The following is a 16780-nucleotide window of genomic DNA, read 5'->3' as shown; positions in this document are numbered from 1 at the left end:
AAAGAAAAAAGAGAGAAACGAAATAGTTCAAAGAATAAAAATAAAGAATGAAGAACAGACCTCAATAGGACGGGTCCATTCCATCTATCTGAGAGAATGCGCGGTCAACTTCCTTAACGTTGGAAACACGCTCTTTCTTATCACGTTCGTACTTGATCGCATCGACAGCTATGGCGTAGAGGTTCTCAAGCTCAGAGGCAGATTCCAGTGTAAGTACAGCCAGTACCTGAGGAAGTTCCCCGTCCCTGACTATTATACCTTTGAAAACGTGACCTACTGCACTCGACAATTTCTCCACCTCAGTAGATATCTCATCAATGCTCAGACGTTCCCTGTCACCCCTTATGATGACCATTGCCCTGCTTGCCTCATCATAGACATCGGTCGAGAATAACAGACCGGATGGTGAAAGGGCTTTCTGTATCGCAGTTCTGACAGGCATATCCTCTTTGGCCTCATAGAAACCAATGGTTGCAAGTCCTGCACCACCACTCATAACGGTCTTGAAGTCACCAAGGTCAGTGACCATCATCATTTCACTGTCAAGTGCATCGAGAAGGAACAGTATACGCTTGGCGATCATATCATTGATGCCGTTGTAAGCTGATTCCACATTACCGCCCATCTGCTTGAGGTACTGATTATCAGCAAGGATGATACCATCAGCACCACTCTCACGAATATCCCTCAGACAGAAAGCAGCATTCTGGAGATAGAGTGTCCCCTCTTCCCTGAAAGGCAGGACAACTACAGAATAGACAGGAAAATCATGCTTTTCCTTGAGCTCTTTGACAAGCATCGGTGTGAAAGAAGAACCTGTTCCACCTGATGCGGATGTAATTACAAAACATACATCGAAGTTACCTCTCTCCTCGATCTGCCTCATAATATGGGTCTTATTGTCCTCAAAGACGTGTTTACCTACATTTCGGTTGGCTCCAACGCCATGCAAGTGAGGAATGTGTATCCTGTCCTTGGCCTTTGTGAACTTCATTTCTTTAAGGTCGTTCACTGCAGTATTGATAGCAATAGTTTCCACATTGCTTTTGTATTTTTGTTGGGACAGGTACTTGCCGAAGCGACTCTTTTTACCAAAAGCCTCTCTATTAATGGCATCCAGTATACGATTTCCGCACTGACCATTCCCAACGATGAGTATGTTGAGCAATTAATTCCTCCGGATGATAATATAATTATATTATAATAAATCTTGTGATTAATAAACCTTAGTTCTACATCTCATATCAGAACTTATATTGTTTGTGCCTGTAATAGATCCAACCAGCTATAGCTCCAATTATCACCAAAGGCACCACATAGATGTATATAGGCTGTTCCAGAAGATGATCATATTTCCCTTTGGTAACATAGATGCTGTTGGTAACCTGGTCGGATGTGACCTTTTGCAACTGGGCATCAATACCATTATCATAGAGATAACTGTTCTCAGTGGAAATAGTATAAGTACCTACTTCTGCAGCCTTCAATGTGAAAGTGAATTCCTTTTCCTGCTGGACGCCAAATGACTCAAGGTATATTGTTGGAACACCTGATATTGTCTCGACACCAGAACCACCTGTGAACTCAAGACCTTCAGGAACCTGTATATTTACAGTTACACCTGTAGCTGAAGTATCACCTGTGTTCTTTATCTTTATCGTACCCTGAATATCCTCGTTTCTGCTGACAGTATATTTATCAAGAGTTGTTGTGAATTCTATGTCCGCATTGACAAGATCCTCGCCCTTCTCCACTGTTATCACCGGAGAATTAGAGGATGCCTGCGGGAAATCTGCCCCTGCATTATTAGAGAATGTAGCTGTAGTAGGTGAAAGTGTATAAGTACCTTCTTCAGTTGCCTTTAATTGATACACAAATATGGTCTTGGACTCGCCAACCTCAACAGTGGTCTCACCGGTCTGACTTACAAATGACTCGTACAAGAGGAATTTAGCCTGCTGTGGTTCCTGGAATATTACATCAGTTGCTTTGTCATCACCAACATTCTCCACAGTAACGGTAACACGCACAAGGTCACCTGCACTGATATCGGACTTATCGATGGTCTTGGTTATCTTGAGTTCAGGGGTACCTGAATAGACTGCATACTTGTAGCCACCGTCGACAACACCGCTCTCAAAGACATCATTGAGAAGGTAGTTATTGAGCACAATAGAGACCCTTGCCACTGGAAGCGTACCACTGCTCACAGATAGCAAAGTCACCTCTATCGTTGCATCGTCCTCAAAATCGAACTCATATGAATCATCCTCATTAACAAGGAAATCATCTACTTCATTTCCATTATTGTACACATAGAAAGAAGCAGACTCAGCACTCGGAAAAGCATCTGTGAGTTCGATGACAAAATTATTTACCTGATATCCATCACCTGTGGTGATAGAACCATTATACAATTCAACTGCTGCAGAGGCATTACCAGCCATTGCGATGCAGAAAAATATCATACACAGAGTAAATGTTAACAAACGAGTGGTACGGACCATATTTCCCTCAAGGAATCAAAATTTGATTTTGTTTTTCAGTAAAATACGCAGTTTTTGATATAAATGTTATGATTATGATCATTATTAAAATTTTGTGTTGTGGCAGCTGTATTTCGACATTCATAGCCTGTCAGAAATTATTCTGTTATTTCAAGGCTGATATCTATCCATCTGGAACGATGTATGAGGGAACCCATAGATATCACATCTGCACCGGTCTTTGCATAATCATTAAGGTTCTCCATGTTGATACCACCGGATACCTCAATAATAACGTGCTCCGGGATATTCTCTTCCCTTAAACGGTCTATTGTATCTGTAACCTCTGAAGGCTCCATGTTATCGAGCATGATGATATCTGCACCTGACCTTGCAGCGTGGATGGCATCTGCAGTGGATTCTACCTCTACCTCTATTTTCTGGGTAAAACCTGCTTTCTGCTTTGCAGACATAATAGCACCTTCGACACCCATTAGCTTCACATGATTATCCTTGATCATAATAGTATCTGTGAGGTTGAACCTGTGAGGATCACCACCACCAGCTATTACCGCCATCTTCTCGTATCTGCGAATACCAGGAGTGGTTTTCCTGGTGCATGCTATCCTTACATCCGAATGCTTCCGGGCAATATCCACACACTTTCTTGTGTTCGTTGCAATACCACAGAGATGACCCAGGAAGTTAAGGGTCAGTCGCTCGGCCCGTAGTATCGAGAGAGAGCTGCCACTCAGAGAGAATATGATGCCTCCCTGAGAGAGCATTTCACCATCTTCATGTTCGGTACTATAGTTTATCCCGAAATACTCGAAAATAGCTGCTGCAATGTCCAGACCAGCAAGCGTACAATCCTCTTTAGCGAATATAGTAGCCTCTACATTCCTTTCAGGGACCAGTTTGCAGGAGACATCATTATATCCCAGGTCCTCTTCCAGGAAGCTCTCGATCTCATGTGTGAATATCATAATATCTGGATATTTACGATAAAGACATTTATAAGCTTTCAGCATTATAAGCAAAATCTACTTAACCGATCAATATAAGCAGTAATCAACAAATCTAATCGATCAGCTTACTTTTCAGGGATAGATAATGCTCAAGATAGGAATAATCGGCTGCGGCACCATAGGTACCAGCATATGCCAGGCCATTGATAATGGCACGATCGAAGCAGAGCTTTTTGCCATTTACGACAGGAATCAGGAAGATGTGGACAAGCTCCTTGCAACACTGGAGAATTCCAGACCAGAGTTCATGGAAACTGCCACAATGATAAAAGAGATAGACCTGCTTGTTGAATGCGCTTCACAGAAAGCGGTCTATGAGGTAATACCAGCAGCACTCCACGCACATTGTGATGCAATGATAATGAGTGTCGGCGCCTTTGCAGATGAGAAGTTCCACAAAATGATACGTGGGCTTGCAAAGGACAACAATTGTAAGGTATACCTCCCCTCAGGAGCGATCGTAGGGCTTGACGGACTCAGATCTGCCTCATCCGAAGAGATATATTCCGTAACACTCACAACACAGAAACCACCGAGAGGACTTGCTGGTGCACCTTACATCATAAGGAACAATATAGACCTTGACAAGATCAATGGCAAGACCATCCTTTTCGAAGGACCGGCAAGTGAAGCGGTCAAGGCATTCCCGGCAAATGTCAACGTTGCTGCAACCCTGAGCATCGCAGGCATAGGTTTTGAAAAGACAAAGGTCAAGATTGTGGCAAATCCGGCGCTGACACGTAATATACATGAGATCACAGTTGAAGGTGCATTCGGAGAGTTCACAACCAGGGTCGAGAACGTGCCATCTCCTTCTAATCCAAAGAGCAGCTACCTTGCATCCCTTTCTGCCATAGCGACCCTGAAAAAGATAACTGATCCTTTTCAGGTAGGCACATGAGCGAGTAGCTCCCTGACCCATGCTAAACCCCATTACATGGAATTTCAGGAAAAACATTTCACAAAGGTTATGATCCCATGCAGAATACTCAAGATATAATTGAAAGGATACTGGAGTTGAAAAAAGAACGTAATGCTGTGATCCTTGCACACAACTATGAGCGTGGGGAGATACAGGACATTGCTGATTTCACAGGTGACTCACTGGGCCTGAGCAAACAGGCAATGGAACAGGAAGCCGATGTAATAGTATTTTGCGGAGTACATTTCATGGCAGAGAGTGCAGCCATCCTCAGTCCTGAGAAGACCGTCCTTTTACCGGAGCTATATGCAGGCTGTCCTATGGCTTCCATGGTAACAGCAGATGCATTACGTGCAGAGAAGAAGAAATATCCTGATGCTGCTGTGGTCTGTTATGTTAACTCAACAGCAGATGTGAAAGCAGAATGTGATATATGCTGCACATCAGCAAATGCTGTTGAGGTCGTAAATTCACTCGAAGAGGATGAGATCCTTTTTGTGCCTGACAAGAACCTTGCTGACTATGTCTCAAGATACACAACAAAGAAGATCATCCCATGGGAAGGATACTGTCCTACACATAACCAGATACTTACAACAGATGTCATCAGGGCCAAAGAAGAGCACCCTGATGCAGAGGTACTGGCACATCCCGAATGCCGCAGAGATGTCATCGATCTTGCGGACAAGGTATTCAGCACCACCGGCATGGTCGAGTACGTGAAGACCGCCGGAGATGAGTTCATAATTGCTACTGAGAGAGGTATCCTTCACAAATTAAGAAAGGACAATCCTCAAAAGAGATTCTATGACGTTTCCGAATACACGGTATGTCCTGAAATGAAGGCCATCGACCTTGGATCACTGTTGCTCTCACTTGAGAACATGCAGCATGTGATAACAGTTCCTGAGGAAATAAGGAACAAGGCAAGGGTAGCACTTGACAGGATGCTTGAAGTGAAACGAAGCAGGTAAGCATATCATGCAGACATATCTGAAACTGATGCGTTCAGGCAACTGCCTTATGGCAGGAATTGCCGCTGTCGTGGGAGTGTTCATAGCATACAACATCGTTGCGTCCAATACATCCCTTCTCAGTTCAGACCTTATAGTATTCCCGGCATTAGATGCGTTGAAAGTATTCATGGTAGTGTTCTTTGTGACAGGCGCAGGGAATGCCATAAATGATTATTTCGATATTGATATTGACAGGATAAACAAACCTGAAAGACCTATTCCTTCGGGAAAGATAGGTCTCAGGACAGCATTATATTTCTCACTTGCACTTTTTGGCATCGGCACGATACTTGCAGCATCAATAAACCTGATATGCGGTGCTATTGCTCTTGTGAACTCATTGCTTCTGATATATTATGCAAGTACCCTGAAACGTACAGCACTGCTCGGGAACATTGCAGTTGGATACCTCACTGGCTCTACATTCCTTTTCGGAGGTGCAGTGTTCTTTGATAATGGAGGTATCAACGGAGTGTTCGTACTCTTCCTGCTGGCAACACTTGCAACTATTGCCAGAGAGATAGTCAAGGACATAGAGGACATTGAAGGTGACAGAGAAGATGGAGCTCATACACTGCCAATAATGATAGGAGCTAAGAAAGCAGCATACCTGGCATCGCTCATAGGCCTTATTGCCGTACTCGCAAGCCCGCTTCCATACCTGCAATCGCTCATGAGCGTACGATACCTCATGATCGTTGCCATAGCAGACATACTCTTTGCAGTAGCTGTCTACGAGATACTTGGAAAGGATGATCCTGCAAGATCATCAAAGATGTTCAAGATGGCTATGGCCTTTGCACTCATTTCCTTCATTGCAGGAGCCTGACTTAGCACACAGGGATCATTCCCCTGGCAAGCTGCATACAGAAGTCCTGTATATGCTCAAGCTCGAAGTCGATGACCTCTTCCACCTCTTTTGCCACGGAATCAACTGAGCCTTTTTTCATGACGATCTGAGCTGCTGCAACCTTTGGATGATCAATGGAAACACCAATATCACTAAGAAGCCACACATATGCCTCTTTGACATCGGGTACCTTCTCCACGATCCTGGCAGCTATATGATGCGAAAGCACATTGTATATCTTCCCTACATGGCTCACCGGATTCTTCCCTGCTGCTGCCTCACTGCTCACCGGACGGTTAAGAGGGATTATACCATTCACACGATTGCCTCTTCCCACCTGTCCGCAATCAGCATCTTCAGCCGATGTTCCCGTAACACTGGTATAGATACCTTCCATGCCACGCCCCTGGATGTCAAGATTATTGAATGAGATACAGGCATTCATCTGTACCCCTTTTTCTTCCATGTAATCTGTAAGGAACGCATTCATTTTTATGAAAATACTTTCCTTCATGTTGAAATAATGCTGTTCCGAGTCAACAAAGGAATCGATAAGTGGCATTGCAACTGTTACATCGAACTTATTCCCGCGCCTTATCCCCATGACCTTGACATCCTCGCCGGATTCCGGGTATTCGTCCTTGAAATCAGTTGAGTTGAGATGTCTTTCCATGTCCAGTATCGCCTGCTCTGTGAAAGATAGAGGAGCATAGCCCACTGCAGCCGAAGTGTCATTTGAACCAAGGATGCCTTTCTGTCTCCTGAAGATATCGGTGAGTTCTGCAGAACCGGGCTTTAGTTCGACCTGATATTCCACAAAATCCGGCTTTACAAAACGGAGATTCTCATCGAACCATCTTTTTGCCGTGTCAACTGCTATGTTGGCAACATCAACCTCAATATCATCAGCCTTGTACGTTGCACGGTCACCTATCACAAGAAGCATAGGATCGACCATGACACCCCCACCGAATATCCCTGCGGTCTCACCTGCAACAAGCAGACATTTATCGATATTATGATGCAGGATAGCATCGAACTTTTCAAGATATTCGGTACAAAGGTCCACGGAGATCCTATCCATGATGGCATCACATATGCTGTCAGGATGACCCAGCCCTTTTCTTTCAACGATCTCAAGATGTTGCTCAGGAGCACTTACAGACCTGAATTTCTCTACTGTGATATTTCGCAATTGAACCCCTCCCAAATTAATTACCCACTATTGGAAGTTATGATACGTGATATAAAGTACACCTGTATCGGATTAATAACTATTCATCTGATGACAATAATGAACCGGATGACTCCGCATGCTTCAGGTATTCCTGTAATATCATTGGGAATGTATGCGCAGGAACAAATCTCACACCAAGCTCCTCTGCCCACTTCTGGATCCCGAAATCACTTGCCACCACAGCAGCATCCAGTTCCTTTGCAAGTATGAGCACATCTATATCAGGAGCACTGTCAAGGATGCCGTAACGAAGTGCAGAACGATACTTGTTCCTGAACTTACCGATATGCCCTCCGATAACTCTTTTTTCCAGATCGAAGCTTATATCCTTCTTTGTCTCGGCCTTGGTATTTATGAGAAGGCATTCTGTAGAGGCATCCCATATTGTCTCCTCGGCTATCACCATGCCCTTGTTGATACGTTCCCTCATGTGAGAGACATACTCATGGAATACCTTGGAAGGGATCTGCACATTGTACCGATCAGGAGCTTTCTTAACAAGCCATGTATCGATCTTTGCAATAACATCGCTGTCACAAGTATTGTTCTTGGCGAACTCATGCAACTCTTTATACACAGAAGGAAAGGGAACATAACAACTTATGTCAAGATTCAGTCTGGAACTTGCTATAAGGTCCAGTACCTCTCTCATTCCATCACATATAGTGTCTTTACCAAGTTTCTCCCTGACTTGCAGGTCGGTCAGTGCAGTCGTATCCAGAACAAAACGCTGTCTTAGCATTTGATCACATTCACCCGGGCATCATGAGATATTTACCCTATATATAAAAGAGCAGAGTAGGTTTAAAGTATTTTTGGTAGTCCAGTTGATACATACTACTCTGAGATTCAACAAGATTAAATATAAAATTATATATCCTATGTTATTAAAGCACAATTGAACTGTATATAATAATTGAGGTTTCCTGCTCAAGCCACAACCATGGTCAAGATCTTATATATAGACATCTTCACGGCATTCTTGAAGAAATAAAAAATATTCATTGAGGGGTAGGATGAAAATACGCAGTAAGACACTGGTAATTCTTGGAACCACATTTTTCTGTTTGATATTATTACTGACATTAACTGTCGGACAAATAACAGAAGAGAGTTTCAAAGAGCTTGAAGAAAAAGAAGTATCAAAGAATATAGATCGTGTTAATGCTGCGATCGAATCACGTACCGAGAATCTGGTCATACTCTCTAACGACTGGGGACACTGGGATGATTCCTATTACTATCTACTTGGAGAAGATGAGTTCTACGTAGAGAACAATCTTGATACCTACTCCATGGAGAATCTGCAAATAGACATGATGCTCTTTTATGATGATAACAGGCAGCTTTACAGTGCTATCGGAGCTGATCTTGATTCCCATGTTGAGGAAGAGGTCTCTGAAGAAGTACTTGAAGAGATAGGCTCCAATGATATCCTGTTCTCCAGCTCTTCTGAGCCGTCATACGTGCAGGGTATAATAAACACACCCGAAGGACCGATGCTAGTATCCTCTAACCCCGTTACCAGAAGTACTGAATATGAACCGATCGCAGGTACCTTGATAGTAGGCAAGTATATCGATCAGAGAATTATTGAGGAACTGGAGCATAAAACAAAATTGTATCTGGATATCCAGCCGATCGGGACAGAAGGTCCTGATCACATGACTGATCAAACCCTGATATCACAGAATGGAAATAGCATTGATATCGAATATCTCAATGGCAACACGGTCAGAGGAACAGACATCCTGAATGACATAAATGGCGACCCCATGTTCACTCTTGAGATCGAGATGACCAGGGACATATATCAACAGGGACAGTCTGCCATTGCCTATCTTCTATATGCTATTCTGCTCCTTGGATTCATCTATGGACTGGTGCTTATTATTTCCCTTGAGAAATATGTGCTATCCCGCATATCTCTGATAAGTAAGAACCTCAAAGAGATAACAAAAAGCGGAACCCTGTCCTCACGAGTAGATATAACCGGCAGCGATGAACTATACGACCTCTCTGAGAACATAAATTATATGCTTGAGACCCTGGAAGATAACGAGAAGCAGATCCAAGAGGCTGAGCTCATAAGCAAGAAGAGAATGGAGTCCATTGTAGAGAACATCATTAGTGGAGTAATAGTCATTGATGAACACACACACCTGATCACCGATGTCAACCCTGTTGCAGAAGAGATAATAGGACTTCCTAAAAAGGATATCATTGGAAAGTTATGCCATGAGTTCGTGTGTCCGGCAGAAAAGGGAAAGTGCCCTATTAGTGATCTTGGAGATATAGTGAACCGCTCAGAGCGTATCCTCATCAATGCAAAGGGAGAGAACATACCCATCCTGAAATCGGTCGTAACTGTGACAATTGGAGAAAATAAGTATCTGATCGAGAGCTTTGTAGATATGACAAAGATCAAGGAAGCAGAAAATGACCTTATACAGGCAAAGATAGAAGCAGAATCTGCCAACCGCGCTAAAAGTGATTTCCTTGCCACCATGAGTCACGAGCTCCGTACTCCACTCAATTCCATAATAGGGTTCTCAGACCTGATAATCGAAGGTAATGCAGGAGAAATGACCACTCAGCAGGAAAGGTATCTCAGCAATATATCTGCAAGCGGTAAACATCTGCTATCACTTATCAATAATGTACTTGACCTTTCCAAAATAGAGGCAGGAAAGCTTGACCTCCATATAGAAACATTCCCTGTGGAAGAGGTATTCACTGAGGTCAGCCAGTTGGTAGCACCCCTTGCCAATAAGAAAGGCGTGATCATGTCCTACACTATAGATGAGAGCATAGTCAACATCTATGCTGACAAGATCAGGTTCAAGCAAATACTCTATAATCTTATTAGTAACGCCATCAAGTTCACACCCAAGGGTGGAAAGATCGAGGTAATTATCGAGAGAAGAGATGGAATGGACAGGATATATGTGAAGGATACTGGTATCGGTATCTCAGAGGAGAATATGCAAAAATTGTTCATCCCGTTCACACAACTTGACTCTGCGGCCAATCGCCAGTATGAAGGAACCGGGCTTGGACTTTCTCTTGTTAAGAAGTTCATAGCATTACATAACGGAAGTATCTGGGTTGAAAGTGAAGAAGGCAAAGGAACTACCTTCGTCTTCGAAATACCGGGCTCAGAAGATAACAATACTGTAGAAACACAGCCCTCACAAGTTGAAAATAAGCCTGTTAATGAAATAACAGAAACTTCATACGAGAATACAAAAGAACAAAACCTTGAGGGCGATGATAAGCTCATACTTGTGGTAGAGGATGACGACAATTCCAGGGAATTACTTGAAGCCACTCTGAGTACGGAGGGTTACAAGGTCGTATCCGTCAACAACGGAAAAGAAGCATTGGATATTGCAAGAGAACTAAAACCATTCGTGATCACCCTTGATGTGATGATGCCCGGAATGGATGGATGGGAAGTGTTGAGCCACTTGAAAGCAGACAAGGATACAAAGGACATACCTGTGATCATGATATCAATGATGGATGAGGGACATACAGGTATCGTCTGGGGTGCTGTGGAACATTTCCTGAAACCGGTTCAAAAGGACAAGCTTATCTCGGCTATCGACAGGATAAAGGAAGAAACAAAGAAGCATACCCTGAAGGTCCTTATAGCCGATGATGAAAAGGCTGCTGTGGAAGTCATATCTGAAATGGTATCGGGAATGGACCTTGAGATTATGACAGCCTATGGCGGACAGGAAGCTATTGACATTGCACTCAGGGAAAATCCAGATCTTGTGATACTTGATCTTATGATGCCGGAGGTCAGTGGATTTGATGTGGTCAATGCACTCCGAAGCCAGCCTACAACATCAGATATATCCATAGTGATCTGCACAGCCAAATATCTTGATAAAGAAGATGAAGAGGCACTTGATGGCCGCGTGCTCGGAGTAATGCAAAAGGGAGAGTTCAGTAAAGAGAAACTGGTCTCATACATCAGGGAGCTCTATAATAGAACCCAATAATTTGAAATTACAGGTCCACAGGAACCTGAAGTTAATTTCCTGTCACTTTCTTTTTTGATCTCTATTATCATAGGCAACCTGTGATCATTATAGTATCATGTATCAACGCTGATGCTCATCGGAAGGATCAGCAATAATAACTGTTGCTCTTCTTAGCAGTTGACTTAATAGCATCAACTGAAACAATTCCGGTCATTTTCACTACGCAGGAAGGAAAATACCAAGATCATATCTGAACGGAGAATTTGCTGAATGACCAATAATAAGGCAGACAACCAATAATTTTTAATAGTACTTGTGTCAGCAAATTTGCGCTTTTCCCAAAACAAGTAATATAAATATATTTCTCCTTGAATTCCATTACAATACTCAAAAAAAGCACATCCATCACCAGTAAGAGATTATAAACATACATAATATAGTTTGATTTAAATATTATAAATCAGTATTTATATTTTGTGTGACGGTGTTGCACTTATTCTGAAGTAGATAATAAAAATGGACGAGAAATATGAATTTCAACAAAATGAATATCAACACCAGATTGATCCTATATATCGTCATAAGCGTCACGATCCTTATGACCATAAGCACTTACGTGATCGTTGACAAGGTCACTGAGCAGGAGATAGACATGGCATACTCGGAAGCGGAGAGTGTTTCCAGAGGATATGCTTACCAGTACGACAGTGATATGCAATCCAACCAACTGCTTGCTAAGACCCTTGCGAACACAATGGAAAACTATGATACAGGCAACAGGAACGAGGTCAATGCTATCCTGAAGGAGCTTCTGGAAGATGACCAGGGACTGCTTGGAACATATGTGGCCTATGAAGCAAATGCATTCGATGGGAATGATGCAGAGTTCACAGATGCAGATGGACATGACTCTACAGGAAGGTTCGTCCCATACTGGAGCAGGATCGGTGGTTCTGTTTCACTTGATCCTCTTGCAGGATATGAGACCGATGATTATTACCAGTTGCCAAAAACACTGGAAGAAAGCGTAATTCTTGAACCTTTCATGTATGACGGTGTCATGATGATCAGCTACGTATCCCCAATAATGAAAGATGGGGAATTTGCAGGAATTGCAGGAGCAGATGTCTCACTTGACTATATTGATGACGAGGTATCACAGGTCACGGTCTTTGATACAGGGTATGCTTTCATGGTGAGCAATACAGGCATGTTCATGTCACATCCTGTTGAAAAGGACTGGATAGGAACTAAATACCTTACAGACCTGAACGACCCTGAGATAGATAAGATGGCAGTGGATATCGAGAAGGGAATAGGAGGGCACATCGAGGTTGTCGACCCCACCACCGGAAAAGAAGTTACCATGGTATATTACCCAATGGAAACCACGGATTTCTCATTTGTCCTGACCATCCCTCAGGAAGAGATCCTTGAAGGTGCCATGGAACTCAGGAACCAGCTTATCATCATATCCATCATTGCGATCATTGCCATGGCAGGAATAGCCTACATGATAGCACGTTCCATAACCAAACCCATAGAGGATATCGTGGAGGATTTCAAACACATATCAAGCGATGCCCTTGAAGGTAAACTTGACAGAAGGGCAGAGACAGATATCGGAGTAGATTTCGAGGCAATACCCAGAGGGCTCAATGATATAATGCAGACATTGAACAACATCATTACCGATATCACCAATAACTCCAACGTGATAGCAAGTACATCAGAGCAGATGTCTGCATCCATCGGCGAGATCGCAACCACATCTGAACAGGTCTCAAAGACCATTGGCGATATCGCAAGAGGTGCACATGAACAGTCCTCAAAAGCGGAGGATATCTCCAGAGCAATGAACGATATGTCTGCCAACGTACAGGATATCGCGGTCAATGCCCAGAGATCAGCTGAGATAGCCACGGATTCAAGTGAGAAGACCCGGTCTGTCGGTGACAGGTCAGAGGAACTGATGAGACAGATGGAAGATATCGAGAAGGCATCCATTGAGTCAGTAAACGCGATAAAGGAACTTGAAGCAAAATCCAAGCAGATCGGAGAGATCGTCAGTCTTATCACAAATATTGCAGACCAGACAAACCTCCTTGCACTGAATGCAGCTATTGAGGCAGCCCGTGCAGGAGAACACGGAAAGGGATTTGCTGTTGTTGCGGATGAAGTGAGAAAACTTGCAGAAGAATCTGGCGGAGCTGCTAAAGAGATATCAGATCTGATCAATGAGATCCAGATGGAAACCACTGTTGTTGTAGATTCTGTTGAGAGAGGCAATACGACAGTTTCCAGTGGAGTACAGGCACTTGATGAGACGGTCGCATCCATGCGAGAGATAGTTGAAGGCTCCATGAGAGTTGCTGAAATGGTACAGGATATTGCTGCTGCTGCTGAGGAACAGTCAGCTTCTATCGAGGAGATCACTGCCGCTGTGGAAGAGGTCACTTCAATATCACAGGAAGCAGCCGCAGGAACAGAGGAAACATCAGCATCTGTGGAACAGCAGGATGCATCTATGCATGAACTTGCACAGAGCTCACATGAACTTGCAGGAATGGCTGTTGCAATGCAGGAAATGGTAAGCAAATTCGTGCTAACTAATGAGGATACTGTGATGCATGAGAACGCACCGAAATTAGAGAACAATGGAAAGGGACTTTGATCGTCCCTTTTTCCTTTTTATTTTAGATTAAAATGAGATGAATGGTTACTTGAGATATCACTGATACGCCCTTTCATCATCCTCATCAACTTCCTTCTCTTCCTCGTTGGCTGCATACCTTGCAAAGGATTCAGCAGATTGCTCGTAGAAACTCATAGCACTTCTGGAAGTGGTCGGCCTTACACGCTTTTTGGCTTTAAGGAAGTGTTCGGCTGTGACCTTGATACCAGCAGCTTTCTCCATAGCTTCTTCCGGATCCATGCCAGGAGTTATCACTTCACGCAGTGCAAGCATTGAGGCTTCACGACAGATCGACTCGATGTCAGCACCCACATAGCCTTCGGTGATGTCGGCAAGTTCTTTGATGCTCACATCGTCAGCAAGTGGTTTGTCCTCAAGATGGATCCCAAATATCTTCTCACGGCTCTCCCTGTCAGGTGGACGGACATAGATGAGACGGTCGAACCTTCCCGGACGCAGCAGGGCAGGGTCTACTATATCAGGACGATTGGTGGCAGCGATTATCACTACATCCTTGAGTTCCTCGACACCATCGATCTCAGTGAGGATCTGGCTCACCACACGCTCGGTGGTGTGTGCATCCACACTGGAACCACGTTCTGATGCCATGGAATCGATCTCATCGAAGAATACGATGGTTGGAGCGGCTTGCTTTGCTTTTCTGAATGTCTCACGGACGGCACGTTCGGATTCACCGACGTAGCGACTGAGAAGTTCAGGACCTTTGATACTTATGAAATTAGCCTCGCTTTCCGTAGCAACGGCCTTTGCGAGCATGGTCTTACCGGTCCCCGGCGGACCAAAGAGCATGATACCTCTTGGTGGCTTTGTCTTGACAGCATCGAAAAGACCCGGATATTTCAGAGGCCATTCAACAGCCTCCACAAGCTCCTGCTTGGCGGCTTCAAGACCACCGATATCCTCCCAGCCCACATAGGGAACTTCCACGAAGACCTCCCTCATGGCTGATGGTTCGATGTTCTTCAATGCCTCATCGAAGTCCTTTCTGGTGACCTCAAGCTTTTCCATGAACTCTGCCGGGATCTCATCCTCTACATCATCGATCTTGAGTTCAGGCAGCATACGCCGCAGGGCATGCATTGCAGCTTCTTTACACAGGGAAGACAGGTCAGCACCTACAAAACCGTGAGTAACTGCTGCTATTTCCTTGAGCTCAAGTCCTTCTTCAAGAGGCATGCCCCTTGTGTGTACGTAAAGGACCTGCAATCTGCCATCTGAGTCAGGGATACCAACCTCGATCTCCCTGTCGAACCTGCCACCACGTCGGAGAGCCTCATCGATAGAGTTCGGGCGGTTGGTGGCGGCTATGACTATGACCTTGCCCCTTGATGCCAGACCGTCCATGAGAGAGAGCAACTGGGCAACGACCCTGCGCTCCATTTCCCCTACGACCTCGTCACGTTTTGGAGCTATGGAATCTATCTCATCAACGAAGATGATGGTTGGAGCGTTACGCTGAGCTTCCTCGAAGATCTCACGGAGCTTCTGTTCGCTCTCACCATAGTATTTGGAAACTATCTCCGGTCCGCTAACCGAAACGAAATTTGCATCGGTCTCACTTGCAACGGCTCTTGCGATAAGTGTCTTACCTGTTCCTGGCGGACCGAACAAGAGCACACCCTTGGGAGGGTCGATACCGAGTTTATTGAAGAGTTCGGGATGTTTGAGTGGAAGTTCGATCATCTCACGCACCAGTCCCAGTTCCCTCTGAAGACCTCCTATGTCCTCATAGGTGACCTGTCCGGCTGTGGTCTCGGCAATGGCTGCCTTCTCCCTGAGCTGTATCCTCGTGTTCCTTGTTACGACCACAGGACCTGAAGGTTTGCTGGAAAGTACGACAAAGGAAATAGGATTGTTAACGGTCTCCACACGGATGTTCTGTCCCTTGACAACCGGACGACCCTCCAGAATTCTCAGGATGAAACGTGCTCCGCCTACAAGATGTGTCTCCCTTGTGGGAGCAAGGCTCAGTGATTCAGCCTCTTCCACATGGACCTTTTTCATGGTCACTTTCTCATCGATACCCACTTTGGCGTTGTTCCTGAGGTTACCATCGATCCTTACAAGTTCCTTGCCCGAGTCCTCCACATACCCCGGCCAGACTATGGCGTAGCATTTCTCCTTACCCTTTATCTCAAGGATATCGCCACTAATAGCGCCTATCTGCTGCATGAGGGTCTTATCGAGCCTGGCAATTCCCCTGCCTGCATCACGGGGATACGCCTGACCAACGCTGACTGTGATCTCATCTGTCAAGCTGCATCACCAGAGAACTGTTCTTGAATACGGTATCGATGGTCGTCATTAATAATATATTCAGCAGAGGTTAGATTTAACGTTTCTGGGGTTTGAGTACTTTCGGTATATGTTGAATATTATCCCACTGCTATTGTCTGTGCTGTGCTCCTAATTGCTATGATTATAAAAGAAAAGGTGTAGAAGGGGTCAAAACCAGAACATAAACATCATTATTTGGTTTTGACTTTAACGCCGATAAAAGGAAGACTTAACATTGTAACGTTTCATAGTT

11 protein-coding genes are annotated in these 16780 nt (G+C 44.3%); 5 read left to right on the top strand and 6 right to left on the bottom strand.

The features are described from left to right. Positions 1-61: 61 nt before the first annotated feature. From BM008_RS12000 to nadC, 3 genes are all read right to left on the bottom strand, one after another. Positions 62-1168 carry an FtsZ/tubulin family protein gene (locus BM008_RS12000; RefSeq protein ID WP_091937322.1) on the bottom strand — a complete coding sequence of 369 codons (1107 nt, stop codon included), beginning with the start codon at positions 1166-1168 and terminating at the stop codon, positions 62-64. Positions 1169-1244: 76 nt separating this feature from the next. Beyond that, positions 1245-2507: a BatD family protein gene (locus tag BM008_RS11995; protein WP_091937320.1), complete on the bottom strand. Its 1263-nt coding sequence runs from the start codon at positions 2505-2507 to the stop codon at positions 1245-1247. Positions 2508-2644: 137 nt separating this feature from the next. Beyond that, entirely contained in the window at positions 2645-3469 is an 825-nt protein-coding gene (gene nadC / locus BM008_RS11990) for a carboxylating nicotinate-nucleotide diphosphorylase (RefSeq protein ID WP_091937444.1), read from the bottom strand. A 130-nt stretch (positions 3470-3599) separates the two neighbouring features. On the opposite strand from nadC, the gene BM008_RS11985 reads away from it, so the two are divergent. The 3 genes from BM008_RS11985 (at position 3600) to BM008_RS11975 (ending at position 6281) form a co-directional block, all read left to right on the top strand. Further along, a complete protein-coding gene (locus BM008_RS11985) occupies positions 3600-4415 on the top strand; it encodes an aspartate dehydrogenase (RefSeq protein WP_091937318.1) in 816 nt (271 codons plus the stop codon). A 77-nt stretch (positions 4416-4492) separates the two neighbouring features. Further along, complete coding sequence (nadA, locus tag BM008_RS11980; protein ID WP_091937316.1) at positions 4493-5410, top strand: quinolinate synthase NadA; 918 nt, start codon at positions 4493-4495, stop codon at positions 5408-5410. Between the two features lie 7 nt (positions 5411-5417). Continuing rightward, positions 5418-6281: a geranylgeranylglycerol-phosphate geranylgeranyltransferase gene (locus BM008_RS11975; RefSeq protein WP_091937314.1), complete on the top strand. Its 864-nt coding sequence runs from the start codon at positions 5418-5420 to the stop codon at positions 6279-6281. Position 6282: 1 nt separating this feature from the next. Here BM008_RS11975 and BM008_RS11970 read toward each other — a convergent pair whose 3' ends face one another. Both BM008_RS11970 and BM008_RS11965 read right to left on the bottom strand, forming a co-directional pair. Next, positions 6283-7497, bottom strand: a complete 1215-nt coding sequence (locus BM008_RS11970; RefSeq protein ID WP_091937312.1) for a methionine adenosyltransferase — start codon at positions 7495-7497, stop codon at positions 6283-6285. Between the two features lie 79 nt (positions 7498-7576). Further along, the gene (locus BM008_RS11965; protein ID WP_091937310.1) at positions 7577-8281 is read right to left on the bottom strand and encodes an RNA ligase partner protein; all 705 of its coding nucleotides are present in this window, start codon (positions 8279-8281) and stop codon (positions 7577-7579) included. A gap of 274 nt (positions 8282-8555) precedes the next feature. Between BM008_RS11965 and BM008_RS11960 the strand changes: the two genes are divergently transcribed. Together BM008_RS11960 and BM008_RS11955 are read left to right on the top strand one after the other, a co-directional pair. Next, positions 8556-11552, top strand: coding sequence for a response regulator (locus BM008_RS11960; RefSeq protein ID WP_091937308.1), 2997 nt, complete (start codon positions 8556-8558; stop codon positions 11550-11552). A 511-nt stretch (positions 11553-12063) separates the two neighbouring features. Beyond that, positions 12064-14208, top strand: a complete 2145-nt coding sequence (locus BM008_RS11955) for a methyl-accepting chemotaxis protein (RefSeq protein WP_091937306.1) — start codon at positions 12064-12066, stop codon at positions 14206-14208. 57 nt (positions 14209-14265) lie between these two features. Here the strand turns inward: BM008_RS11955 and BM008_RS11950 are convergent, their stop codons facing one another. Further along, positions 14266-16506 carry a CDC48 family AAA ATPase gene (locus tag BM008_RS11950; RefSeq protein WP_091937304.1) on the bottom strand — a complete coding sequence of 747 codons (2241 nt, stop codon included), beginning with the start codon at positions 16504-16506 and terminating at the stop codon, positions 14266-14268. Positions 16507-16780: the final 274 nt, after the last annotated feature.

The sequence above is a fragment of the Methanolobus profundi genome, assembly GCF_900114835.1.
Lineage (GTDB): Archaea > Halobacteriota > Methanosarcinia > Methanosarcinales > Methanosarcinaceae > Methanolobus > Methanolobus profundi.
The sequence above is the reverse complement of the archived record's forward strand: the minus strand, read 5'-3'. Positions and strand labels throughout refer to the sequence as shown.